The organism is Streptomyces sp. NPDC030143 (assembly GCF_055573695.1).
On the sequence record NZ_JBVIAY010000005.1, the window covers coordinates 280,681 to 304,360 of the forward strand.

The following is a 23,680-nucleotide window of genomic DNA, read 5'->3' on the forward strand; positions in this document are numbered from 1 at the left end:
CGCCCGGTCCGCACGACGACGGGCGACGGTTTGCCGCGGAGCCACCCGGGTACTGCGTCGTCCCACCAGCCTCGACGACTCCGAGGAGGCCCCGTGACGTCCGACCCCACAGCGCCCCGCCCCCGGGTGGCCGTGATCACCGGCGCCGACTCCGGCATCGGCCGCGCCACCGCCGTACGCCTGGCCGAGGCCGGGATGGACGTCGGCATCACCTGGCACGACGACCTGGAGGGCGCCGAGGCAACCGCCGAGGAGGTCCGCTCGCACGGCCGGCGGGCCGCCGTCGCCCGGCTCGACCTCACCCGGCTGCCCGAGGCCGCCGACACCGTCGACGAACTCCACGAGCGGCTCGGCCGCCTCGACGTCCTCGTCAACAACGCCGGTACGGGCACCATGACGCCGTTCCTCGACCTGGAACTCGACGACGTGCGCCGGGTCCTGGACGTCGACCTGGTCGGGCCGTTCCTGTGCGGGCAGAAGGCGGCCCGGCACATGATCCGGCAGGGCGACGGCGGCCGGATCGTCAACGTCACCTCCGTCCACGAGCACCAGCCGCGCGTCGGCGCGGCGCCCTACTGCGCGGCCAAGGGCGGCCTCGGACTGCTCACCCAGGTCATGGCGCTGGAGCTGGCCGAGTTCGGCATCACCGTCAACGCCGTCGCCCCCGGTGAGATCGCCACCCCCATGACCGGGCAGGAGGACGTCGACGTGCACGGCGTGGACCGCCCCGGCGTGCCGCTGGGCCGCCCGGGCGACGCCCGCGAGGTCGCCGCCGTCATCGCCTTCCTCGCCGGCCCCGACGCCTCCTATGTGACCGGTGCGTCCTGGAGCGTCGACGGCGGCATGCTGCGGATGGGACCCCAGGCCGGCTCGCACCTCACCGGTGACGACTGGCGCCGCCCCTGATCCCGTGAGCCGGCGCCCGACTTCCCGTCACCGCCCGCTGAGCCACCCGAGTCCGCCCCGGCCGCGGCTCCCGCTGCCGGGCCGCCCCGGCGCACCTTGACCACCCCGGGCAGCCGGCCCGGACCCGGACCGCGACCCTCCGGTCGACGCGGTGTGCCGGCTGGACCCGGGCCGTGGGTGTCCGGTCGGCCCGCTGTGAGGGCCTGGTCCTGGGCTCCGGGTGCCGGGCCGGCCCGGTGTGACGGCTTGGGACGGGACCGCGGATGTGCGGGTCGCCCGGCGTGAGGGCCGAGGCCGGGCCCCGGCCACCCGGTCGACCCCCGCAGACCGGACCCCGGACGTCCCGTCGACCGGGCAGACCCGGACCGGGCATCCCGTCGACCCGGTCCGAACCGGGCTCGGCCCCGCATCCACGGCCGTCTCCGCGCTGTCGGTACGGCACCCGGCCGGCGGTACGACCCCGGCCGGCGGTACGACACCCGGGCGGGCGGTGCGACACCCAGGGCCGGCGGTACGACACCCGGTCGGCGCCGGCCCGGTGACGGTGCGAACGGGGCGCCGGGGAAGGCCGGTCGGCACCGGCATCACCGGCGAGGGCTTCCGCACCCGGCGCGCGACCGTTACTCGCCGCGGTCGCCGCCGTCACCGCGGGGAGGCCCGCCCCTCGAGGGGCGAATGGCCGCGGCCCCACCCGGCCGTGCGAACAGCGGGCCGTCGACGTGCCCGGCCACCCGGGGCGCGGCGGAGGTGACGGCCCCCGAGCCGTTCGACGGGGATTTCGGGTGATTCGTACCGGCCGGTTGCGTCTTACGCTCTTGTCATGACCGAAAGCGCGAGCCCTTACATCTCCCATCCGCGGATCACGGTGCTCGGGGTGCAGCCGGGCAGATCGCCGTTTCGCATCGTGGAAATCGACGGCGAGGTCGTCGGTGAGGCGAGAACCGTCACCGACGTGCTCCAGACAGCCGCCGCGTTCGGCATCACGGTTCACGACCTCGACGATCCGGACGCGGTGCGCTGGGTGGGCGGCGACCGGTACACCTGGACCCCGCGTTAGAACTCCGAACAACCGGGGACGCCGATCAGGTCACGGCGTCAGGCGCGCTGTGCGCGGGCGTGCACCGCCCGGCTGACGCGGCGGCCCAGCAGGAGGTAGCCGATCAGCGCTCCCGTCGTGTTCAGGATGACGTCGTCGATGTCGAAGGCGCGTCCGGTCACCAGCGCTCCCTGGGCGAACTCCACCAACAGCATCACGGAGGCCGTCAGCAGCAGCACGCGCAGCAGGCCGCGGGCACGCGGCGCGAGGACCGGCACCAGGACGCCGAACGGTAGGCCCAGCACCACGTTGCCGCCGATCTGCTTCACCGCGTCCCGCAGTTCCGGCTGGTCGAGGTAGGCGCGCAGCGAGTGCCCCGGCCGCAGGTTGGTGTGCACCAGCGCCTCGGAGGCGGGGGAGGGCTCCAGGGTGAGGCGGGCGAGGACGACGGCGAACGCCACCATGAAGGCGAAGGCGCACAGCACAGCCAGCAGCCGCAGGGGCCACGGCAGCGGCCGGCGCCCGTCCCGGCGGGCGCCCCGCGACGGCCGTTCGGCCGGCCGGTCCTTCCCGGCGGGCCCCGCGGGCTCGGGGGGCGCGGATCCGGTGCGGCGCAGACGGGACGCCAGACGCTCCCGCAGGGTGGCATGCGGACGTAGGGCTGCACGGGCCATCCGGATCCTCCACTCCTCAACCTGTCTGCGACATACGGCGGTTACCCGCGAAAGGCCGGAGGATGCAGCCCGGCCCGGCACCCCGTGGAAGGGGCCGCCGGGCCGGCGCCGCCCGGCCCGTGGCTCAGGAGCCGTAGGACACGCGCACCTCCTTGAAGCCGAGGGAGCGCAGCAGGCCCTGGAGCATGCCGGTGGTGTTGGACTCGGCGCGCGCGGTCAGCTCGCTCTCCTTCGCCGCGTCGGCGATGTGCCGCACCGCGAGCTTCTGCACGGCCTGCTCGCTGTTGGGGTTGTCCGAGAACAGGTCGCCGAGGCGGTCGAAGAGGCCGCGCTGCTTGGAGACCGCGTAGGAGCGGTCCGGGTCGAGGGCCGGGGTGCCGAGGCGGGCGTGCGGCAGCCGGAGGGTGGCCGACGTGCGGTCGGCGTCGACCGTCACGTCATCGTCGCCGACCCGGCCCAGGTCGACGTAGGCGTCCACGGTGCCCGCCCCGACGTACAGGGTGCGCGTGCCGCGGAGCGCGTCGGGCAGGAACCTGGCGTCCTTCTCCAGGTCCACGACGACCTGGAAGTTGCCGGAGGCGGCCTCGTAGCGGCTCATGTCCTGGATCGATTCGAGCAGAGCGGGTCCGGAGCGGTCGTGTGTCTCGGTGCCGAAGAAGTCGCGCAGTCCCGGCAGCAGGCTCAGCCTGATCCCGGCGAACATCACGACGAGCACGACCACGACGGCGGTGAGCACCTTGGCCCACCCGGGCATGCGCCGGGGGAGGCGCCTGATGGGAGTCGTCATGCCGACGGCCCTCCTTCCTACCGAACGGATTCCCGCCGAATCCCTTGCCAGACCCTGCTGTTGGGGTCCCGTGGCGAAGCGGGGGCCGAGGGGGGCCGCCTTGTCCGTAGGGCGGCGGCAGGGCATCGTGTTCCCGCCCGGCCTCGCCGGTCCCGCCCGCGGTGGCGACCCGGGGGCCCGGTCGGCGCGCCCCGGCGTGCGTCCGTCTGCCGGACGGGTGAGGCTGGCGGGACGGGGGTGATCCGTCAGCAGGGGAGATCCAGTCGGTCATGATCAGGCGAGGAGCGGATCGTGCGAGACATCGCCGTCTTCAGCGGTAGTGCCCATCCCGAACTGGCCGCCGAGGTCTGCGCCCACCTCGGGGTGCCCCTGAACCCCACCCGGGTCAGCAGATTCGCCAACGACTGTCTGGAGGTCCAGCTCCAGGCCAACTGCCGGGAGCGCGACGTCTTCCTCCTCCAGCCGCTGGTGAGGCCCGTGCAGGAGCACCTCGTCGAACTGCTGATGATGTGCGACGCGGCCCGCGGGGCGTCGGCGGGCCGGATCACCGTCGTCATGCCCCACTACTCCTACGCCCGCTCCGACAAGAAGGACGCGCCCCGCATCTCCCTGGGCGGGCGGCTGGTGGCCGACCTGATGGTGGCGGCGGGCGCCCGCCGTGTCCTCGCCGTGACGCTGCACTCGCCGCAGGTCCACGGCTTCTTCCCGGTCCCGGTGGACCACCTGCACGCCCTGCGCGAGCTGGCGGCGCACTTCCGGCGGTACGACCTGACCCGCACCACGGTGGTCTCCCCGGACCTGGGCAACGCCAAGGAGGCCGCCGCCTTCGCCCGGATGATCGGCGCCCAGGTGGCCGCCGGCGCCAAGCAGCGGTTCGCCGACGACCGGGTCAGCATCAGCGACGTGATCGGCGAGGTCGCCGGCCGGGATGTGATCGTCCTCGACGACGAGATCGCCAAGGGCAGCACGGTTCTCGAACTCCTGGACCGGCTGCGGGAGTCGGGGCCGAGGTCGATCCGGGTGGCCTGTACGCACGGCCTGTTCGCGGCCGGTGCGCTCAAGCGGCTCAGCGAGCAGCCCGACGTGCTGGAGATCGTGTGCACCAACACCGTTCCGGTGCCGGCGGGGGAGCACACCGACAAGCTGAGGGTGCTGTCCATCGCCCCCGCTCTCGCCGAGGCCGTGCGCCGGATCCACAACGGCGAGTCCGTCAGCGCGCTCTTCGACGCGCCGCGCGGTGAGTGACCGGTGCGCGGTGGGTGACCGATCTCGGTGGGTGACCGGTGTGCGGTGGGGGAGCGGTGTGCGGGGGTCGGCGGTCATAACGAGCCGGACGTCGCCTCCGGCCGTTCCAGTGCCGCCTCGAGCGTCGGCGCCGGCGGCAGCAGCCGCGGCAGGCCGGTGGCGCGCAGGACGCGCAGGGTCGGCGGATGGGCGCAGACGAGGTGCAGACGCCCGCCGTGCTCCCGGACCCGGATCCGGGCCCGGTGCAGCAGACGCAGCCCGGAGCAGTCGAAGAAGTCGATCCCGCTGAGGTCGATCACGACGCGGGGGGCGGGGCCCGCCGTCGCGTCGTCGAGGTGGGGGGTGATCTCCGTCGCGGCGACGATGTCGATCTCGCCGCGGAACTCCAGGACCGTGTACCCCCGGTCCCTGCGGACGCGCAGATGCGGGGTGTCCGCGGCGGGTTCCTGCTGCACGACTTCATCGCCTCCCACACCGCTCCCCTGGTCGGGAGCCTCCAACGGCGGGGGAGCGCACAGCAGTTCCCCGCCCCAGCAAGTTACCCCCGAACGAGTGAATTCCAGCATGTTCGGTTGACATATGTCTTCGAATTGAGGGCGTGTCTCGGCCGAGTTTTTTCGGATCGTGAGCGAAGCCGTGAGCGATGCCGTCGCCACCGCGCCGCGGGTGGGTCGACGCACTGCGAACGGGCGCTACGACAGGGCCTGCCACGCCTTGGTCAGCGCCTGCCGGAACTGCTCGCTCTGGTGGGACGTGAGGTCCCGCACCATCCGCTCCTCCAGTTCCCGCACCGGCCCCTCGTGCCGCGCGAGCAGCGCGCGGCCCTCCTCGGTGAGCAGGATCAGCAGCTCGCGCCGGTTGCGCGGATTGCGCTCCCGGCGGATCAGGCCCCGTCCCTCGAGCGAGCGCACCAGGTCGGCGATGGACTGCGCGGTCACGAACGAGTCCCGGGCCAGCTGCGCGGCCGACAAGCCGTCGTGCCGCTCGAGAACGGTGAGCGCGGTGTACTGCAGCGCGGTGATCCCGGAGGGCTTGACCAGCTCGTCGAGATGGGATCGCACCACCAGTTCCACCTGTTTCACCATGTACAGGAGGGACGGATGCGCCTTGGCTGTCTGTGTGCCGACCATGTGCCGAGCCTAGGGCATTGACAGGAAACCTGTCTGTAAAGAGACTGCGCACCAACAGGAATCCTGTTGGTTGAAATCTTGGCGACAATGCTGAGGAGTGGTGATGACCACCTTCGAGATCGACCCCGGTCGGCTGTTCATCGGGGGACAGTGGCGCGAGGCCGCCGACGGAGCGCGCACCGAGGTGGTCGACCCGTCCCGGGGCGTGGTCGTCACCACCGTGGCGGAGGCCGGCGCCGCCGACGTGGACGCCGCGGTCCGCGCCGCCCGCGAGACCTTCGACGCCGGGCGGTGGTCCGGGCTCAGCGGCCGTGAACGCGGCCGGATCCTGCACCGGGTGGCGGAGCTGATCCGGGAGAACGCCGACGAGATCGCCCGCCTGGAGAGCCTCGACGTCGGCAAGCCGATCACCCTGGCCCACGCCGTCGACGTGACGAACGCCGCCAACGACTACGAGTACTACGCCTCCCTCGCCTACTCCCTCGACGGCGCCCAGCGCGACACCCCGCTCAACGCCCTCGCCTACACCCGGCGCGGGCCGATCGGAGTCGTCGCCGCGATCACCCCGTTCAACTTCCCGCTGATCCTGGCCGGCTCGAAGATCGCCCCGGCTCTCGCCGCCGGCAACACGGTCGTCCACAAGCCCGCCGACGAGACCCCGCTGAGCGCCCTGTACATGGCCGCACTGTTCCAGCGGGCCGGCGTCCCCGACGGCGTCGTCAACGTGGTCACCGGCAGCGGACCGGTCGCCGGCGAGGCGCTGCTGCGCCACCCCGGCGTCGACAAGATCGCCTTCACCGGATCCACCGCGGTCGGCCGGCACGCCGCGAGCGTCGCCGGCGAGACCCTGAAGTCGGTCACCATGGAACTCGGCGGCAACGCCGCGCACGTCGTCTTCGAGGACGCCGACCTGGAGAAGGCCGTCGGCGCGGTCATCAAGGGCTTCGTCTTCAACACCGGCCAGTTCTGCATGGGCGGCCCGCGCCTGCTGGTGGCCCGCCCGGTCTACGCCACCCTGCTGAACATCCTCGCCGAGGCCGTGCCCGGCGTCCCCGTCGGCGACCCGCGCAAGCCCGAGACCGTCGTCGGTCCCATGGCGGCGGAGAAGCACCTGCGCAAGGTCGAGGAGTACGTCGACCTCGCCCGCAAGGACGGCGGCCGCATCGTCTGCGGCGGCGAACGGCTCGACCTGGACGGCGGCTACTACTACCGGCCCACCGTGATCGCCGACCTGCCCAACGACTCCCGGGTCGTGCAGGAGGAGATCTTCGGTCCGGTCCTGACCGTCCAGCCCTTCGACACCGAGGACGAGGCCGTCGCCCTCGCCAACTCCACGCCCTACGGCCTGGCGTCGGGGGTGCAGACCGGCAACCTGGCCCGCGCGCACCGGGTCGCCGACCGGCTTCAGGCCGGCATCGTCTGGGTCAACGACTGGGCGATGCTCGACCCGGCCGTCCCGTTCGGCGGCGTCAAGGACTCCGGCTTCGGGCGCGAGTACGGCCCCGAGGCGCTCGCCGCGTACACCAAGGTCAAGTCCGTCGTCGTCTCGCTCGACTGAGCGCCCTACCCCCAGGAGTCCGACCGATGCCCGTTCCCACCCGTGCCGCCGTCGTCGAGTCCGGCGGAGCACCCTTCACCCTCAGCGACGTCGTCCTGGACGACCCCGCGCCGCACGAGGCGCTGGTCCGCCTGGTCGCGGCCGGACTGTGCCACACCGACCTCGGCGTGGCGAGCGGCGGGCTGCCCTTCCCGCTGCCCGGGGTCCTCGGCCACGAGGGCGCCGGGGTCGTCGAGGCGGTCGGCTCGGCCGTCACCGGTGTCGCGCCCGGTGACCACGTCGTGCTGTCCTTCACCTCCTGCGGCGACTGCCGCAACTGCCACGGCGGGCACCCGGCGTACTGCGCCACCTGGCTGCCGCTGAACCTCCTCGGCGGCCGCCGCGCCGACGGCTCCCACACCCTCAGCCGGGACGGCGAGCCGCTCGGCGGCCACTTCTTCGGCCAGTCGTCCTTCGCCGAGCGGGCGCTGGTCGACGAGCGCAGCCTCGTCAGGGTCGACCCCGACGTCCCGCTGGCGTCGATCGCCCCGCTGGGCTGCGGGGTGCAGACCGGCGTCGGCGCCGTCTGGAACGTGCTGAAGCCGCACACCGGCGCCACCGTCGTCGTCCTCGGCGCGGGCGCCGTCGGCCTCTCGGCGGTCATGGCCGCCGCACTCACCCCGGCCACCACGATCGTCGCCGTCGACCGGGTGGCCGAACGCCTGGAACTGGCCCGCGAGCTGGGGGCCACCCACACCGTCGACGCCGGCACGTCCAGCCTCGGCGAGGCGCTCGCGGAGATCACCGGCGGCCAGGGCGCCGACGGTGTCGTCGAGACCACGGGCAACGTCGGCGTCCTGCGCCAGGGCGTCGACGCGCTCGCCGCGCGCGGCACCCTGGTCGTCGTCGGCGCCCCGCCGTTCGGCACCGAGGTCGCCCTGGACGTCAACGGGCTGCTCGGCGGCAAGCGGGTCGTCGGCCTCACCCTCGGCGACAGCGAGACACAGGCCTTCATCCCGGCCCTGGTCCGGCTGGTCAAGGAAGGCCGGCTCCCGCTGCACCGCCTGATCGGCACCTATCCGTTCCAGGACATCGACCAGGCGGTGCGGGACATGACGGCCGGCAAGACGATCAAGCCCGTGTTGACCTTCTGACGGACCTCAGCCGACCGTCAGGACCAGCTTCCCGGTGGTCCGGCCGGTGTCGCCGAGCCGGTGCGCCTCGGCGGCATCGGCCAGCGGGAACGTCCCGGCGATCGTGGCGCGCAGCCTGCCCGCCTCGACCAGCTCGGCGATCGCGCGCATCCCGGCCCGGTCGGCGTCGACGAGCATCCGCACCGCGCGCACCCCGAGCCGTCGCGCCTCCTCGTGGAAGTCGTCCGACCCCACCGGCAGGATCGACACCACCACCCCGCCCGGCCGCAGTACGCGCAGCGAACGCACCGACGTGTCCCCGCCGAGGGTGTCCAGCACCACGTCGACGTCCTTCACGACCTGCGTGACGTCGGTCTGCCGGTAGTCGACCACCTCGTCGGCGCCCAGCTCCCGCAGGAAGTCGTGCTTGCCCGCGCTCGCCGTGCCGATCACGTACGCGCCGCGCTCCTTGGCGATCTGCACCGCCACGTGCCCGACACCGCCGGCGGCCGCGTGGATCAGGACCCGCTGCCCGGGCCGCACGTCGGCGACCTCCACCAACGCCTGCCAGGCGGTCAGCGAGACCAGCGGCAGCGCGCCCGCCTGGACGTGGTCGACCGACGCGGGCTTGTGCCACAGGGCGCGGACGGGGGCGATGACGTACTCGGCGTGCGAGCCGTGGCCGTACGGGTAGGGCAGCATCCCGAAGACGTCGTCGCCGGGGGCGAAGGCGGCCACGCCGACACCCACCTCCTCGACGGTCCCGGAGACGTCCCACCCCAGGACGAAGGGCGGTTCGCCCAGGAAGCCGCCGGTGGCGCGGTGCTTCCAGTCGGTGGGGTTGACTCCGGCCGCGCGGACCCGGACCAGTACCTCGTTCGGGCGCGGCGCGGGCCGCTCCACTCGCTTCTCCTTCAGGACCTCGGGACCGCCGAGGACGTCCTGGCCGATGACACGCAGGGTGTTCACAGTGCTCATGGTGGTCCAGCATGCCGCGACGGGCCCGCTGGGAAAATGGCACGATTGCCAACTTCCGATAAGATCGTGCCATGCGCGCCAGGCATCGTGTCGTCGTCCTCGCCCTCGACGGCGTCTACCCCTTCGAACTGGGCATCCCGAGCCGTGTCCTCGGCGCCGCCGACGGTCACTACGAGGTACTGACCTGCACGGTCGACGGACGGCCGGTGCCCACGAACGCCGACTTCACCATCGGCGTCGAGCACGGCGCCGAGGTGTTGGAGACCGCCGACACGGTGGTGATCGCGCCGGTCGCGCCCGAGCGGGTCACCGACGACCTGCCGGACGGGGTGGCCGAGGCCCTCGCCCGGATCCGCCCCGACGCGCGCATCGTCTCCATCTGCACGGCCGCCTTCGTCCTCGCCGCCGCCGGCCTGCTCGACGGCCGTCGGGCCACCACCCACTGGTTCGTCGCCGACCGCTTCCGCCGCACGTACCCGCGGGTCGATCTCGACCCGGACGTCCTCTTCGTCGACGACGGCCGGGTGCTCACCTCCGCCGGAGCCGCCTCCGGCGTCGACGTCTGTCTGCACCTCGTCCGCAAGGACCACGGCAGCGACCTCGCCAACCGGGTGGCCCGCCGCTGCGTGGTCCCGCCCTTCCGGGACGGCGGCCAGGCGCAGTACATCGAACAGCCGGTGCCGGAGGCCGGCGCCGCGAGCACGGCCGCCACCCGGGCCTGGGCCCTGGAACGCCTCGGCGAGCCCCTCACCCTGGCCGACCTGGCCGCGCACGCCCGGATGAGCCTGCGCACCTTCGCCCGCCGCTTCCACGTCGAGGTGGGCCTCAGCCCCGGCCGCTGGCTGATCCAGCAGCGGGTGGCGCACGCCCGGCACCTGCTGGAGGTCAGCGATCTGACGGTCGACCAGATCGCCGGCCGCGTCGGCTTCGCCACGGGCGCCTCGCTGCGCCAGCACCTGCACGCGGCGATCGGCGTCTCCCCGCAGGCGTACCGGCGCACCTTCCAGGCGACCCGCTGACCGGCGGGCGCTCCGGGTGACCCCGCTGACCGGCGTGCGCCTCGGGGTGACGCGCTGACCGGCGCTCGTTCCGCCGGCCGGCGTGCTTCCGGCGGCCCTCCGGGGCGCGGCGCGGCCGCCTGAAGGCCCCGTCCCGACCTCCACGGCGTCGGCACCCGCCCCCCGGCGAAGGGCGGGAGGGCGCGCGCTCAGCGGCTCGCGTGCAGCGCCACGAGGAGCTGCCACACCTGGTCGGCGATCTCGGCGGGTTCGGCTTCGAGTAGCCCGTGCAGCCAGTCCGCCAGCACTCCGGCGAAGGTGGCGGCCACGGCCGACGCGACGAGCGGGGCGTCCGCCGCGCCCGCCCGTTCCCGCTCCCGCAGGCTGTAGGCCCGCAGGTCCCGGTGCAGCACCCGGCCGAGCGGCCCCCCGCCGCCGGGCGTCAGCAGCGTCCGGTACAGGGCCGTGTGCGGGGTCAGCGAGGCGAAGAACCCGGCCAGCGCCGCCGGGGCGCGCACCGGGTCCGGCCGCCCCCGCCAGGCGTGCAGCGCCTCCACCGCCTCGCGCACGACGTCCGCGCAGGCGTCGACCGCGAGGGCCTCCAGGTCGTCGTAGTGGACGTAGAACGTGGCGCGCCCGACGCCCGCCCGGCGGACCAGCGCGGCCACCCCGACCTCCGCCAGCGGCCGCTGGGCGCACTCCGCGAGCAGGGCCTGCCGCAGCCGTGCCCGGGTGCGCGCGGCACGCGGGTCCTGCGGCGCGGGGCGGTTCACCGGGCGAGCAGCACGGCGGCCAGGGCGAGCGCGCCGGGCAGCGCCTGTGCCACGAGGATGCGGACGTTGGCGGTGGCGGCGCCGTACACGCCCGCGACGATCACGCAGGCCAGGAAGAACACCTGTACACGGAACCCGGTCGGGTCGGCGGAGACAAGGCCCCACACCAGGCCCGCGGCGAGGAAGCCGTTGTAGAGGCCCTGGTTCGCGGCCATCGGCGCGGTCCTGCGCGCCAGTTCGGCGTCGAAACCGTGGAACGACATGCCCGGTCCGCGCTGCCACAGGAACATCTCCATCACCAGGATGTACACGTGCAGCGCGGCGACCAGGGCCACCAGGACGTTCGCGACGGCTTCCATCGAAGGCCACTCCTCTTTCTCGACCGATCTCTCCTGGACAGGTGTCTTCCTGGACAGGGCCTGTCTTCTTGGACAGGTGTCCACCATAGCGGGACAGGTGTCCAGGAAAGAACGGGGGTGAAGGGAACGCGGGCGAGAGGAGGCTCACACTGGAGGCATGACCTCTGCACCCGCGCGCTCCGCGGAGCAGCGCAAGAAGGACACCCTGCACCGGCTGGAACACGACCGCGCCGTCCTGGTCGCCACCGCCGCCGAGGACGATCCGGCCCCCCACCTCGCCCCGCTGGCCTACGTCTGGGACGGCGCGACCTTCCTGGTCGCCGCGCCCGCCGCCGGCCGCACCGGCCGCGCCCTGCTGGCCGCCGGCGCCGTGCGCCTCGCCGTCGGCCCGGCCGACGACGTCGTCCTGGTCGAGGGCGTCGCGACGTCCGTGACACCCGCCGACCTGCCGGAGGAGGACGCCGAGATCTACGCCGGCAAGACCGGCCTGGACCCGCGCCGACTGGCCGCGCCCCACCTGTACTTCCACATCCTTCCCCGGCGCATCCGGACCTGGGGCGCGGCCGACGGGAGCGAGGGACGCGAGCTGATGCGCGACGGAGCGTGGCTGCTGGGCGACTGAAACCGGGGTATCCGCAAGGTTCGGGGGCGGACGTCCGCCCCGCTGCCGAGAACCCGCGGAGGAGAACATGTCACTGGTGACAGCGGGCGTCGTCGTGCTCGACTGTGCCGAGCCCGAGAAGCTCGCCGAGTTCTACAAGGGACTGCTGGACGCCGAGGAGACCGACGCCACCGCCAACCGCGTGGAGGTCCGGGGCGCCGGCGGCACCCGGCTCGCCTTCCGGCGCGACGTGAACGCGACCCCACCCAGCTGGCCGCGCCCCGAGAACTCCCTCCAGGCCCACCTGGACTTCCTGGTGGACGACCTCGACGAGGCGGAACGCAGGGTCGTCAGCCTGGGCGGCCGCCCCCTGGACGCCAAGGGCGCCCCGGGACCGTACGAGGAGCGCGGCTACGCCGACCCGGCCGGCCACTCCTTCACCTTGCGCCGGATGCCGTCCACGGCACCCAAGCAGGGCTGAGGGACGACCCCGGGCAGGGCGGAGAGACGACGGCGCCCCCTCGCGGGAGGGGGCGCCCCGTTCGGAGCTCTCAGTCCCGGCCCCCCTTCTCCTTCGTCGGCCACACACCGGTGGAGCGTTCGATCGCCTTGGCACCCGTGCGGTCCGCCGCGCTGCGCACCGCCGCGAAGATCGCACCCTGGATCGCCGCGGCCAGCAGGACCTCCCCCCAGCTGCGGTCGCGGTCCAGGGCGTCGGGGGCGTCGTCCTCGTGCCGTATCGCCTTCCACGTCTTGCGGAAGGCCAGCCCCGCCAGCCATCCGCTCGCCCAGCCGAACACGAATCCGACCGGCTGGTAGACGAGGGGGAGTTTCTGCTTCTTGCCCACGTGGGCCTCCTCTGCTTGGGGACGAACAGGAACTGAGGGGAAGGTCAGGGGCGGCCCGGCGCCGGCACCTCCTCGCCGGCGCGCACCGGGCCGGGCGGCGCTCCGTCACCGAACGGGCGGCCGCCGAGCTCCTCGCGGCGGTGCGGGGCAAGCCACCCGGACAGCTCGGGTCCGAGCGGCACGATCCGGGTCGGGTTGATGCCCGTGTGCACCTGGTAGTAGTGCCGTTTGATGTGGTCGAAGTCGACGGTGTCGCCGAACCCCGGCGTCTGGAACAGGTCCCGGGCGTACGCCCACAGCACCCGATCCTCCGTCACCTTCCAGCGGTTGCACTTGAAGTGGCCGTGGTAGACGGCGTCGAAGCGCACCAGCGTGGTGAACAGCCGGATGTCCGCCTCGGTGATCGTGTCGCCGACCAGGTACCGCTGCCCCGCCAGCCGCGACGACAGCAGCTCCAGCCGCCGGAAGACACCCGCGCAGGCCTCCTCGTACGTGCGCTGCCCGGTCGCGAAGCCCGCCCGGTAGACACCGTTGTTGACGTCCTCGTACACCTCCGCCATGACCGTGTCGATCTCGTCGCGGCGCGCCTGCGGGTAGAGGTCCGGCGCGCCCTCGCGGTGCAGCGCGGTCCACTCGGTGGCCAGGTCCAGCGTGAGCCGCTGATAGTCGTTGGTGACCAGCCTCCCGCTGGGCACGTCCACCACCGCCGGCACGCTCACCCCGCCCGGCGCGTCCTTCTCGCGCCGCTCGTAGGCCTCGGCGAGATAGCGGATGCCGAGGACGGGGTCACGGTCCCCGGGGTCCAGGGTGAAGCGCCAGCTGCGGTCGTCCTGGATCGGGTCGGCCAGCGCCAGCGACAGGGCGTCCTCCAGCCCCAGCAGCCGCCGGGAGATCACCGCCCGGCTCGCCCACGGGCAGGCGCGGCTGGCGACCAGGCGGTAACGGCCCGCCTCCACCGGCCAGCCGTCCCGGCCGTCCGCGGTGATCCGGTCCGTGAAGTGACTCCTCGACCGCTGGAACCTGGTGTGCCCGTAGGCGCTGTTGCCGTCGCCCCCGTCACTCATGCCGTCCTCCTGTCGCGGTGGTGACTGCCCCCGCTCAACGCGTTCCCCGTTTTGCGCGGACGGCACGGTGTGAGCGCGATCGGCCGGGGCATCCGCCCGGACGTGACTGCGAACCCCTCGGAACGGAACACACGACGCGACCCCGACGACGAGACGAGGAGGACGGAGCCGACCGAGTCGCCCGAGTGGACCGGAAAGGCGGACGACGACGGAGGAAGGGCGGCGGACCGCAGAACACGCGTCACCGTCCTGGTGGCCCTGACCGCCAACCTGGTCATCGCCGCGGCCAAGGCGGTCGGCGGGGTCCTGGCGGCCTCGCCCGCGCTGCTGTCGGAGGCGGCGCACTCCGTCGCCGACAGCCTCAACGAGGTCTTCCTCCTCGCCGCCCTGCGCCGCAGCCGCCGCCCCGCCGACCGGCGCCACCCCTTCGGCTACGGCAAGGAGCGCTTCTTCTGGTCACTCCTCGCGGCCGTCGGGATCTTCGTCATGGGCGGCTGCTTCTCCTTCTACCAGGGCGTGGAGGCCCTGCGGACCGGCGCCGAGGAACGGTTCAGCGGCTATGTGGCGGGCCTGGTCGTGCTCGGCCTCGCCCTCCTTGCCGAGGGCGCCTCACTCGTGCGCGCCCTGTACCAGGTGCGCCGGCAGGGCGGTGCGGCCGGCCTGCGCGACCCGGCGCTGCGCACGGTCGTCGCCGAGGACGGCACCGCGGTGCTCGGTGTCACCCTCGCCGCGGCCGGCATGGTCCTGCACATGGTCACCGGACAGGTCGTGTGGGAGGCGTCCGCCTCGCTCGCCATCGGCGCGCTGCTGGTCTACGTCGCCTACGGCCTCGGCCGGGAGGCCCGTGACCAGCTCATAGGCGAGGCCGCCGACCCCGAGACCGCGGAGACGATCCGTGCGCTGCTGGCGGCCGAACCGGAGATCGACAGCGTGGAGGCGCTGTTCACGATGAAGACGGGCCTCGACTCGGTCCTGGTGGCGGCCCGCGTCGACCTCGTGCCGGGGCTGGACAGCGAACGCGTCGAGGAGGTCGCCGTGCGCATCAAGCGCTCCCTCGCCGCGGTGGTGCCCGAGGCGGCGCAGATCTTCCTCGACGTCACGGACCGACCGGCCCGCGAGGCACAAGAGAGCCCCGCCGCGACGGGGGAACGCGGCGGGGCCTGACCCTCGTGTGCCCGGCGCCGGGCCGGCCATGCGCACCCGACGCGGATTTTTTCCACGAGTCTTCTCCACGCTCGTCGCGGACCTCTCGTGACCCCCGCGGGGCCCGGTGCACACCGGTCAGCGCTCCTCGGCCGGCTCCAGCACGAAGACGGGGATCTCCCGGTCGGTCTTCTCCTGGTAGTCGGCGTAGGCCGGGTAGGCGGCGACGGCGCGCTGCCACCACTCGTCCTTCTCGGCACCGGTGACCTCACGGGCCGTCATGTCCCGCTTCACCGGGCCGTCCTGGAGCTCCACCCGGGGGTCGGCCTTCACGTTGTGGTACCAGACCGGGTGCTCGGGCGCCCCGCCGAGGGAGGCGACCACGGCGTACCGGCCCTCGTGCTCGACCCGCATCAGCGGCGTCTTGCGGATCTTCCCGCTCTTCGCACCGCGGGTCGTCAGCAGGACGACGGGCATGCCCGTGTCCAGCAGGGTCGTCCCCTCCGTGCCCCCGGACCTCTCGTACAGCTCCACCTGTTCGCGCACCCAGCGGGTCGGGCTGGGTTCGTACTCGCCCTCGAGCGGCATGGCGTCCGTTCCCTTCGCGTCGTTCGTGCGTCCCCCGTACCCGGCGTCAACACACGAACGGCCGCGTTTCATCCGCCCGGCGGTGCGGGGCGGGTGCTCACGCCAGCATGCGCACGGCCAGCACCGTCATCACCCCGCTCGACACGAGCGCCGTCACCAGTCGCCCCGGGTGCCCGGTCAGCGCCCGGCCCAGCAGGGCGCCGCCCCCGGCGAGCAGCAGCTGCCAGCTCGCGGACGCGGCGAACGCCGCCAGCACGAACACCCCCTGCTCCAAGGGCCGCACGGCATCGGAGGCGCCGCTGCCGAGGACGAGCGCGGCGAAGTAGACCACGGTGGTCGGGTTGAGGAGGGTGATGCCGAGCAGACCCAGATACGCCCGCGCCGCACCCGGCGGATCCGGATCGGTCCGCGTGGCGAGCCGGTGGGCCCGGTAGCGGCGTACGGCGGTGACGGTGCCCCACGCGGCCAGCGCCAGCAGCACCAGGGCGGACAGCCACCGCAGCGGCCCCAGGACGGGGCGCAGCGCCACCGCGACGGCGGAGCCGCCCACCGTGGCCAGCAGGGCGTAGAGCCCGTCGGCGGTCGCCACCCCGAGGGCGGCGCACGCACCGGTGCGCAGGGAGGTACGGGCGGTGAGGGAGACGAGGTAGGTCCCGACCGCGCCGACGGGGACGGCGATGCCGTAGCCCGCGACGAGACCGGCGACGAGCGCGCCCGTCACGGGCGTGCGGAATCGGACCTCCGGGGACGTTCCGGCCGCTGTCGGCGCCCCGCCGGCACGACGACGGCGGACAGCGGCGGCGGCAGCAAGGCGGTGTGCGAGGACATGGCCAGATCGTGCGGTCGCTCCCGCTCGTCCGGCAACTGCTTTTCGCCGCGGGCCGGCGCCCGCGGTGCGCCGACCCGCGGCTCGGGCCCACTCAGGGGAACCATGAGCGCCTGGGCCGCGTGGTCCGGCACCTTGCGATGCACGGCACCAGGCCGCGCGGCCCAGGCGGGCACAGTGCAAGGACCCCTCAGCGCTTGTCGTCCAGGAGCGCGCACACGAAGTGTTCCTGGAGGGCGCGCAGCCGCTTCAGCCGGTCGGGGGCGACGGACCGGTTGATCTGGGTGGTGACCGAGAAGGTCAGGGAGCGCCGGCCGTCCGGGGTGGCGGCGGCCAGCTGGGTGTAGCCGGGGAAGTTGCCGGTGTGCCCCAGGACGACCCCGCAGCGCGTGGCATAGCGGAAGATCCCCAGACCCGCGGTGTTGCGCCCGGGGCCGGCCGGCTCCGACGCGCCAGCCCTCCACCGCCGCTGCTCGCGCAGGACGACAGACCGGTCGTACAGCGAGCCGGAGGCGTAGCCGCGGACGAAGCGGGTCAGGTCGGCCGGGGTGGAGACGATCCCGCCGGACGCCCACACCCCGGAGGCGCCGAGCACCTCGCTGACGTCCTGCGGCGGCGGGGGGCTCACGTCGTACCCGTGGAGGTAGGGCCCGGGCATCCGGTAGCCCTGCGGAAGGCTCGTGTCGCGCAGGCCCAGCGGCCGGTACACCAGCTCGCGCAGCAACTTCTCGTACGGGGTGCGGGTGATGGCCTCCGCCATCAGTGCGACGGCGATGTTGTCGGAGTTGGAGTACCGGTAGCGGGTGCCCGGCTCGAAGCGCAGCGGCTCGCCGGCCACGTGGTCGAGCAGCCGCCGCGAGTCGAAGCGGTGGCGCGGGTCGGCCGTGAGGACCCTGAGGAACGCGGGGCTCTCGGTGTAGTCCGGCAGCCCACTGGTGTGGTTCAGCAGCTGGCGCAGCGTCACCGCGCCCCAGGCGTCAGGCAGTCGCGGCAGACGGGTGCCCAGGGTGTCGTCGAGCCGCAGCCGCCGCCGGTCGACCAGGGACAGCGCCACCGCCCCGCTGAAGGCCTTGGCGGTGCTCGCGATCCGCATGTGGTCGTCGGGACGGGGCGGGCGGGGCGTGCCCAGCTCGGCGACACCCGCGCGGACGACCCGCGTCCTCCCGTCCCGCCGCAGGACGGCGATGAGGCCGGGGGGACCGTCCGGACCGCGCACGAACTCCTCGGCCAGACGCTCCAGCGCGCGATCGCCCGGCGGCCGGGGCGTGGCCGACGCGTCGCCGGACACCAGCGCCGGGACGAGGGACCCCAGACAGACGGCGACGACGGTCGTCACCCGCAGGCGCCCCCGGGACGGCCGGCGGCGGGACGGTGCGGAGCGCAGGGGCATCGGGACTCCCGAGGAGGTGTGGTCGCTACCGCGCCCCAGCCTCGCGGCCCGGTCCGCCACCCGCCCCTCGGCTTGCTGCACCCGGCTCAACGCCGAGGGTGAATAGGGTGATCGGATGACCGCACCGGACGCGAAGCCGCCCTTCCTCTACGCCGTCGTCTGCGCCGCCGGCATCGCCGTGGACGTCGGCATACTGATCACCGCCGCGCAGGAACGCCGGTGGCGGGTCGGGGTCATCGCGACACCCCTCGCCATGAACGGCTTCTTCGACGCGGAGGCGGTCGAGGCGCAGACCGGCCGCCCGATCCGCTCCGCCTGGCGCCGTCCCGGGGACGCGCGGCCCTTCCCGCCGCCCGACGCGGTCGTCGTCGCCCCGGCCACCTTCAACACGCTCAACAAGTGGGCGGCCGGCATCGCCGACACCCTCGCCGTGGGCACCCTGTGCGAGGTGACGGGTCTGGGTGTGCCCGTCGCCGTCCTGCCGTGCGTGGGCGACGCCCTGGCCACCCACCCCGCCTACCGGGAGAGCCTGGACCGGCTGCGCGGAATGGGCGTGCGCCTCGGCGACCCGTACGCGGGCGGAACCGCCGAGGACGGCCGGCGGCCGGAGTTCGGCTGGGAGCGGGCTCTGGACCTGCTGGAATGAGTCACGCGCCCGCGGTGCCCTCCCCGCCGGCCGCGGAGGCCGCCGGCGCGGTCAGGGTGAGCGTGGCGCGCACGGTGCCGACGACGTCCACCCCCTCGGGCGCGGAGCGCACCCGCACGGTGGCCGTGAACTCGTAGGTTCCGGCGCCGGGATGGGCGTGCGCGCCGGGCAGTGTGCCGGAGGCGACCACCGTCCCGTCCCGGCGCGCGGTCCAGGTGCCCGAGGTGAGACAGGCCAGGTATCCGCCCGAGCCCGGCCGCCGGCAGGTGGCGGCTGCGGACACCGTCAGCAGCGGACTGCCGCTGTCCGCGCACAGACCGATCTGGGCGCGCTGGCCCCCCTCGCCGTACAGCAGGCCCGCGGGCGTGCACAGGGTCGCCGGTTCCGGGGCCGGCGCGGACTGCGGGGCCGGCGGCGGGCCGGGCAGCCCCCGGGCGGGGGAGACGAGGACGAGGGGCAGCACGGCCGCTCCCAGCAGGGTTGTGAGCTTGGTCCGTCGCGTGGGCACCGGGTTCCTCCCGCGGGGGCCGACCGGCCGGGCGCCGGTCGTCTGCGCCGAGGATGCGCGACGGCCCCACCCGGCCGGCCGCTCCCACGCCGTGTGGTCACCTGTGGGCAGCAACGTGTCCCCGCCCGCCCGCGCCTCCGCCCGGGCCTCGCCGCCGCGCCGGGACACCCGTCGGCGGTCAGTGGGGTCCGTGCTGTGCGAACTCCGTGCCGCACGGACCAGCGCCCTCGCTCACGGACAGCGGGACGCGCTCTCCGCTCATCGACAGCGTGCGGTAGAACCGGCCGATGCGCTCGGCCGATCGGCCGACGTAGTGCCCGATGAAGGAGCGGCGGAACCGGTCGGCGGTGCGGTTGGGCTGCGAACCGTGCACCAGTTGGCCGTTGAAGAACAGCACGTCACCGGGTGCCATGTCGACCGGTACGGCCGCCAGACCGGGCGGCGGCGGCACGTACTCGCGCGCGAACGACACCTCCGCGTCCGCCTCCTCGGGGCAGAACACCTCCATCCGGTGGGTGCCCGGGACCACCTCCAGGCCGCCGTTGTCCCGGTCGATCACGTCGCACGCCAGCCACGCCGCCACACAGGTGCCCGGCTCGACCCGCAGGTAGAAGTTGTCCTGGTGCAAGGCCTGGCCGCGGGCGCCCGGCGGCTTGAAGTAGAACATGCTCTGCGCGGCCAGCACCTCCTCACCGAGCAGCGTCTCCAGCACGCTCCGCAGCCGTGCGTCCAGCAGCACGCGGCGGGCGAGCGGACTGATCTCGTGCGGGTGCATCACCCTCGGCCAGGCGTCCAGCGGGTCGGTACCGGGGCGCGGCTCGAAGTGCCCGGGGACCCGTCCCGCCGCGGACAGCGCCGCGAACTCCTCCCGCACACGGTCGACCTCCCGGTGTCCGAACAGACCGCGGACGACGGTGAAGCCGTCCTCCCGGTACCGGCGCAACCCCGCGTCCGTCAGGATGGGGGACCCGGCGGCGCCGATGCCCGTGACTGTCATGCGTGCCCTCCTCGGTGCGCTGTCCTCGGCCCGCCACGCTAGGCCGACGCGAGGTCCCGGAGGATGCCCATGGCCGCTGACGACCTGTCCGGCACTGCCGCGCCCGGCGACCCGTCGCCGCCGCCCGGTCTGGTCGTCGCCGGCCACTTCGACCAGGGCGCCGGCTACGGCGTCAACCGCCCGCGGGGATCGGACAGCTGGCTGTTCGCCTGGACGACGTCCGGCCGGGGCCGGTTGCGCCAGGGCGGGGCCGTCACCCGTGCCGAGCCGGGAGACCTGACCGTCCTGGCGCCCGGCGTCCCCCACCGCTACCGCACCGACCCCGGCGCCTCCCACTGGCGCTTCTGGTGGGTCCACTGCCAGGCCCGCCCCACCTGGGCCCCGTGGCTGCGGCCCCACGGGATCGGCGACGGCCTCCACGCCGTCACCCCCGTTTCGCCCGACCGGTACGGGCGGATCGAGGCCGCGTTCCGTCGCCTGCGCGGCGACGCCCGCCCGTACGGCTGCGACGGGCCGTCGGCCGGTATCGCGGTCGCCCACGGCACGACGGCCAGGGAACTCGCCCTGTGCGCGCTGGAGGAGGTCGTCCTGCTCGCCACCGCCTCCGCGCGTGTCCCCGGGCCGCGCACCGGTGACGACCGGATCCGGCGGGCGCAGCAGCGGATCGCCGCCGACCCGGGGGCCGCGCACACGGTGCGCTCGCTGGCCGGGGAGGCCGCCCTGTCGCCCTCGCGGTTCGCGCACCTGTTCACGGAAGTGACCGGGCAGTCGCCGATGCGGGCGCTGCACGAGGCGCGGCTGCGGCACGCGGCGCGGTTGCTGGAGGGGACCGAGCTGTCCGTGGAGCGCATCGCGGCCGCCTCGGGATTCGTCAGCCCCTTCCACTTCACCCGCGTCTTCCGCACCCGGTACGGGAACCCGCCGGGCGCGTACCGGGAGAGAATGCGCGCCGCAAATCACCCGCCCGAAAGGGACACGAATACAGAGACCACCCCACCCGGGAAGCCTGATGGACAATGCGTCAACGAAACGGGTGGCCTGCGCGTCGCGCAAAACCGTGAGATCTCTTGTTCCCCCTCCTGCGCCTGTGCGAAGGTGTGCCTTGTCGGCGCACGGACAACAATTCCCCCACCGTGCGCGTGAGGCGCCTCTCGTTCACACTCCCCACGCTTCACAAGAGCTGCGTCACGCGGACAGTCGAGGTGCCGACCCCCCTCGTACGAGAGATCCCCGCCACCGCTCGGCGGGTTCGCATACCCATTGGTATGGACTTTATGCCGCATGCCCCGGGAGGAATGCACCCGTGAAAGACCCAGGCCTGTCGAATTCCCCTTCGGCGCGCCGCTTCGAGGTGACCGACGAACAGCTCAGCGCGGAGCTGAAGAACTGGACGGGTGCCTCGCCCGCGCTGCATCCCGTCGGTGAACTCCTCGACCGGCACTGGGAAGCGGCCTTCACCTACGCGCGGCTGTGCGCCGACGGGGAACGTGCCGCCGGAATGCTCACCACGGCGGCGTTCACCCGGCTCTTCAGCGAGACCTTGCGGCAGAACGGCCCCACCGCCGCCTGGCGCCCCCACCTCCTCGTCACCGTGCGCCGCATCGCCGCCGAGTGGGACGCCGACGGCCGCCGCGACCTGCTCCACCCCGAACTGCGCGCCGCCGAGGGCGACACCGAACGCCTGGCCGCCCGTCTCCTGCCGCCCCCGCACCGGCGTCTGCTGTCCCGCGCCTTCCAGCGGCTGCCCCAGTCGGCCCGCTGCCTGCTGTGGCACATCGAGGTCGAGCCCGAGCCGCTGTCCGTCCCGGCGGGCCTGCTCGGTCTGGAGGAGGACGGCGCCCGCGTCGAACTGCGCCGCGCCCGCGAACGGCTGCGCGAGGAGTGCCTCCAGCTCCACCGCGAACTCGCCGTCGACGAGGAGTGCCACCGCTACCACCGGCTGTTGGACGTCACCTGCCGGCGTGGCGGCGTCGACGTCGACGCGGACCTGCGCGCCCACCTGGACCAGTGCCGCCACTGCGGGCAGACCGCCGACCAGCTGCACCAGTTCGAGGGCGCCCTCGGCGTCGCCCTCGCCGAGGGTGTGCTGGGCTGGGCCGCCACCGCCTACATGGAGGTCAGGGCGGTCGGCTTCGACGTCCCCGCCGACGAGCCCGAGCCCGCCGGCGCGCCCGCCCGGCGCCCGGGGACGGTGGTGGGCGAGGCCTTCACCGACGCCACGGTCCCGACCGCTCAGCCCCTGCCCGCCGAGTCCGCCGCTCCCGCGGACACCGCCGTCGCGCCCACCGGACCGACGAAGGCCCCCGACCGCCGGCCGGCGCCGGCCCGCGACACCTCGGACAAGGACACCGGCTCCCGGACCGGATCCGGCTCCCGCACCGGTTCCGGCTCCCGCACCGGTTCCGGCTTCCGGACCGGGTTCGGCTCCCGCACCGGTTCCGGCTCCCGCACCGGTTCCGGCTTCCGGACCGGGTTCGGCTCCCGCACAGGGGCCGGCTCCCGCACCGGTTCCAAGGACACCCCCCGCCCCGCGTCCAGCCGTTCCGCCCGGAAGGCCGCCCGCCGCGCCCGGCGTCGCCACCTCGCCGCCGCCGTCCTCACCGTGAGCGGACTCGTCGTCCTGCCGCTCGTGCTGTGGTCCGCCCTCGGCTCCGGTGACTCCTCCGCCCCGGCCGGGGACGAGGCCACGCCCACCCCGGCCCCCGGCACCGACACCGCAGGCTCCGACGCCGACTGGGTCGGTGCCGGCGAGGAGGCCCAGGGGACCATGCGGGGCCGTCTGCACAACGTCGCCTCCGGGCTGTGCGTCGGGATCGCCGGCTCCGAGGCCGTCGTCGGCGCCGAGACCGAACTCGTCACCTGCTCCTCCGCGCGGGAGCAGCAGTGGTCGTACGAGAGCGACGGGCTGCTGCGCAACGCCGCCAGGACCGACCTGTGCCTCGACTCCCAGCTCGGCTACTCGGTACGGCTTGCCCCCTGCACGACGGCCTCCGCGCCGGGCGCCAGGAACATCCGGTACGACCTCACCCTCCAGGGCACGCTCGTCCCGCGCTGGAACCAGAACCTGGCCGTCGCCCCGGCCGCCACCGACGGCTCGGGCGCGGTGGTGCTGAAGAACCGTCAGGACACCGCCGCGCAGCGCTGGGTGATCGACACCTCGAAGCCGGACCTCCAGCTCCAGATCGTCCACTGGGACGGTGACGCCACCGCCCCCGAGGGCCCGGCCCCCGCGCCCACGCCCCGGGCGGCGAAGTCCCCGGCCCCCGCGCCCGCCCCGAAGCCGTCGGCCCCGGCCACCCCGCGGGCGACGCCGACGCCCTCCCCGTCCGCCACGACCACCTGCGGGTACCACCACGGCACCGAGTACTGCTGGAACGGCTCGTCCGGCGGCGACGGCGACGGCTATCCGGGCTACGGCCACGGAGGCTCGGGCTACGGGGGCTCGGGGTACGGATACGGCTACGGCGGCTACGGCTCGGGCGGCTACACGGGCTCCGGCGCCGGCCGCTGACC

25 protein-coding genes and 1 pseudogene are annotated in these 23,680 nt (G+C 74.0%); 12 read left to right on the plus strand and 14 right to left on the minus strand.

The genetic code is table 11. The annotated features are described in order from the left end of the window. Positions 1–93 precede the first annotated feature (93 nt). A complete protein-coding gene (locus ACZ4YY_RS11870; RefSeq protein ID WP_468287301.1) occupies positions 94–906 on the plus strand; it encodes an SDR family oxidoreductase in 813 nt (270 codons plus the stop codon). A gap of 820 nt (positions 907–1,726) precedes the next feature. Next, positions 1,727–1,963, plus strand: coding sequence for a hypothetical protein (locus tag ACZ4YY_RS11875; protein ID WP_468287304.1), 237 nt, complete (start codon positions 1,727–1,729; stop codon positions 1,961–1,963). Between the two features lie 38 nt (positions 1,964–2,001). Here ACZ4YY_RS11875 and ACZ4YY_RS11880 read toward each other — a convergent pair whose 3' ends face one another. Both ACZ4YY_RS11880 and ACZ4YY_RS11885 read right to left on the minus strand, forming a co-directional pair. Then, positions 2,002–2,616 (minus strand): VanZ family protein, encoded by a 615-nt coding sequence (locus ACZ4YY_RS11880; RefSeq protein ID WP_468287307.1) that lies wholly within the window; start codon positions 2,614–2,616, stop codon positions 2,002–2,004. 124 nt (positions 2,617–2,740) lie between these two features. Next, positions 2,741–3,403, minus strand: a complete 663-nt coding sequence (locus tag ACZ4YY_RS11885) for a DUF4230 domain-containing protein (RefSeq protein ID WP_468287310.1) — start codon at positions 3,401–3,403, stop codon at positions 2,741–2,743. A 291-nt stretch (positions 3,404–3,694) separates the two neighbouring features. On the opposite strand from ACZ4YY_RS11885, the gene ACZ4YY_RS11890 reads away from it, so the two are divergent. Then, complete coding sequence (locus tag ACZ4YY_RS11890) at positions 3,695–4,648, plus strand: ribose-phosphate diphosphokinase (RefSeq protein ID WP_468287313.1); 954 nt, start codon at positions 3,695–3,697, stop codon at positions 4,646–4,648. A gap of 74 nt (positions 4,649–4,722) precedes the next feature. On the opposite strand, the gene ACZ4YY_RS11895 is transcribed toward ACZ4YY_RS11890, so the two are convergent. Both ACZ4YY_RS11895 and ACZ4YY_RS11900 read right to left on the minus strand, forming a co-directional pair. Then, positions 4,723–5,103, minus strand: coding sequence for an anti-sigma factor antagonist (locus ACZ4YY_RS11895; RefSeq protein ID WP_468287316.1), 381 nt, complete (start codon positions 5,101–5,103; stop codon positions 4,723–4,725). 237 nt (positions 5,104–5,340) lie between these two features. Further along, positions 5,341–5,778 carry a MarR family winged helix-turn-helix transcriptional regulator gene (locus tag ACZ4YY_RS11900; RefSeq protein WP_468287319.1) on the minus strand — a complete coding sequence of 146 codons (438 nt, stop codon included), beginning with the start codon at positions 5,776–5,778 and terminating at the stop codon, positions 5,341–5,343. Positions 5,779–5,881: 103 nt separating this feature from the next. On the opposite strand from ACZ4YY_RS11900, the gene ACZ4YY_RS11905 reads away from it, so the two are divergent. Beyond that, positions 5,882–7,336, plus strand: a complete 1,455-nt coding sequence (locus tag ACZ4YY_RS11905; RefSeq protein WP_468287322.1) for an aldehyde dehydrogenase family protein — start codon at positions 5,882–5,884, stop codon at positions 7,334–7,336. 26 nt (positions 7,337–7,362) lie between these two features. Next, the gene (locus ACZ4YY_RS11910) at positions 7,363–8,469 is read left to right on the plus strand and encodes an NAD(P)-dependent alcohol dehydrogenase (RefSeq protein WP_468287325.1); all 1,107 of its coding nucleotides are present in this window, start codon (positions 7,363–7,365) and stop codon (positions 8,467–8,469) included. A 6-nt stretch (positions 8,470–8,475) separates the two neighbouring features. Here the strand turns inward: ACZ4YY_RS11910 and ACZ4YY_RS11915 are convergent, their stop codons facing one another. Continuing rightward, positions 8,476–9,426 carry an NADP-dependent oxidoreductase gene (locus ACZ4YY_RS11915; protein ID WP_468287328.1) on the minus strand — a complete coding sequence of 317 codons (951 nt, stop codon included), beginning with the start codon at positions 9,424–9,426 and terminating at the stop codon, positions 8,476–8,478. 71 nt (positions 9,427–9,497) lie between these two features. Between ACZ4YY_RS11915 and ACZ4YY_RS11920 the strand changes: the two genes are divergently transcribed. After that, positions 9,498–10,445 (plus strand): GlxA family transcriptional regulator, encoded by a 948-nt coding sequence (locus ACZ4YY_RS11920; protein ID WP_468287331.1) that lies wholly within the window; start codon positions 9,498–9,500, stop codon positions 10,443–10,445. 188 nt (positions 10,446–10,633) lie between these two features. On the opposite strand, the gene ACZ4YY_RS11925 is transcribed toward ACZ4YY_RS11920, so the two are convergent. Then, positions 10,634–11,197 (minus strand): TetR/AcrR family transcriptional regulator, encoded by a 564-nt coding sequence (locus ACZ4YY_RS11925; protein ID WP_468287334.1) that lies wholly within the window; start codon positions 11,195–11,197, stop codon positions 10,634–10,636. Then, the gene (locus tag ACZ4YY_RS11930; protein ID WP_468287337.1) at positions 11,194–11,556 is read right to left on the minus strand and encodes a DUF1304 domain-containing protein; all 363 of its coding nucleotides are present in this window, start codon (positions 11,554–11,556) and stop codon (positions 11,194–11,196) included. Before ACZ4YY_RS11930 ends, ACZ4YY_RS11925 begins: the two co-directional genes overlap by 4 nt. A 157-nt stretch (positions 11,557–11,713) precedes the next feature. Between ACZ4YY_RS11930 and ACZ4YY_RS11935 the strand changes: the two genes are divergently transcribed. Continuing rightward, a complete protein-coding gene (locus ACZ4YY_RS11935; protein ID WP_468287340.1) occupies positions 11,714–12,178 on the plus strand; it encodes a pyridoxamine 5'-phosphate oxidase family protein in 465 nt (154 codons plus the stop codon). 67 nt (positions 12,179–12,245) lie between these two features. Beyond that, positions 12,246–12,638 carry a VOC family protein gene (locus ACZ4YY_RS11940; protein WP_468287343.1) on the plus strand — a complete coding sequence of 131 codons (393 nt, stop codon included), beginning with the start codon at positions 12,246–12,248 and terminating at the stop codon, positions 12,636–12,638. Between the two features lie 70 nt (positions 12,639–12,708). On the opposite strand, the gene ACZ4YY_RS11945 is transcribed toward ACZ4YY_RS11940, so the two are convergent. After that, the gene (locus tag ACZ4YY_RS11945; protein WP_468287346.1) at positions 12,709–13,005 is read right to left on the minus strand and encodes a DUF4235 domain-containing protein; all 297 of its coding nucleotides are present in this window, start codon (positions 13,003–13,005) and stop codon (positions 12,709–12,711) included. A 44-nt stretch (positions 13,006–13,049) separates the two neighbouring features. After that, complete coding sequence (locus ACZ4YY_RS11950; protein ID WP_468287349.1) at positions 13,050–14,069, minus strand: glutathione S-transferase family protein; 1,020 nt, start codon at positions 14,067–14,069, stop codon at positions 13,050–13,052. A 249-nt stretch (positions 14,070–14,318) separates the two neighbouring features. Here ACZ4YY_RS11950 and ACZ4YY_RS11955 point away from each other — a divergent pair, with 249 nt between their 5' ends. After that, the gene (locus ACZ4YY_RS11955; RefSeq protein ID WP_468287714.1) at positions 14,319–15,233 is read left to right on the plus strand and encodes a cation diffusion facilitator family transporter; all 915 of its coding nucleotides are present in this window, start codon (positions 14,319–14,321) and stop codon (positions 15,231–15,233) included. A gap of 117 nt (positions 15,234–15,350) precedes the next feature. Here the strand turns inward: ACZ4YY_RS11955 and ACZ4YY_RS11960 are convergent, their stop codons facing one another. The 3 genes from ACZ4YY_RS11960 to ACZ4YY_RS11970 all read right to left on the minus strand — a co-directional run bounded on the left by ACZ4YY_RS11960 (position 15,351) and on the right by ACZ4YY_RS11970 (position 18,016). After that, positions 15,351–15,800, minus strand: coding sequence for a nitroreductase family deazaflavin-dependent oxidoreductase (locus ACZ4YY_RS11960; protein WP_468287352.1), 450 nt, complete (start codon positions 15,798–15,800; stop codon positions 15,351–15,353). A 97-nt stretch (positions 15,801–15,897) separates the two neighbouring features. Then, on the minus strand, positions 15,898–16,521 hold the full coding sequence (locus ACZ4YY_RS11965; RefSeq protein ID WP_468287355.1) for a LysE family transporter: 624 nt from the start codon (positions 16,519–16,521) through the stop codon (positions 15,898–15,900). Between the two features lie 295 nt (positions 16,522–16,816). Beyond that, a complete protein-coding gene (locus ACZ4YY_RS11970; protein WP_468287358.1) occupies positions 16,817–18,016 on the minus strand; it encodes a serine hydrolase domain-containing protein in 1,200 nt (399 codons plus the stop codon). 115 nt (positions 18,017–18,131) lie between these two features. Between ACZ4YY_RS11970 and ACZ4YY_RS11975 the strand changes: the two genes are divergently transcribed. Beyond that, positions 18,132–18,662 carry a flavoprotein gene (locus tag ACZ4YY_RS11975; protein WP_468287361.1) on the plus strand — a complete coding sequence of 177 codons (531 nt, stop codon included), beginning with the start codon at positions 18,132–18,134 and terminating at the stop codon, positions 18,660–18,662. A gap of 1 nt (position 18,663) precedes the next feature. Here the strand turns inward: ACZ4YY_RS11975 and ACZ4YY_RS11980 are convergent, their stop codons facing one another. Together ACZ4YY_RS11980 and ACZ4YY_RS11985 are read right to left on the minus strand one after the other, a co-directional pair. Beyond that, a complete protein-coding gene (locus tag ACZ4YY_RS11980; protein ID WP_468287365.1) occupies positions 18,664–19,170 on the minus strand; it encodes a hypothetical protein in 507 nt (168 codons plus the stop codon). A 178-nt stretch (positions 19,171–19,348) separates the two neighbouring features. After that, the gene (locus ACZ4YY_RS11985) at positions 19,349–20,167 is read right to left on the minus strand and encodes a phytanoyl-CoA dioxygenase family protein (protein ID WP_468287368.1); all 819 of its coding nucleotides are present in this window, start codon (positions 20,165–20,167) and stop codon (positions 19,349–19,351) included. A gap of 69 nt (positions 20,168–20,236) precedes the next feature. On the opposite strand from ACZ4YY_RS11985, the pseudogene ACZ4YY_RS11990 reads away from it, so the two are divergent. After that, positions 20,237–21,103 (plus strand): annotated as a pseudogene (locus tag ACZ4YY_RS11990) (helix-turn-helix domain-containing protein); the annotation flags it as partial. A gap of 367 nt (positions 21,104–21,470) precedes the next feature. Continuing rightward, positions 21,471–23,678, plus strand: a complete 2,208-nt coding sequence (locus tag ACZ4YY_RS11995) for an RICIN domain-containing protein (RefSeq protein WP_468287371.1) — start codon at positions 21,471–21,473, stop codon at positions 23,676–23,678. Positions 23,679–23,680: the final 2 nt, after the last annotated feature.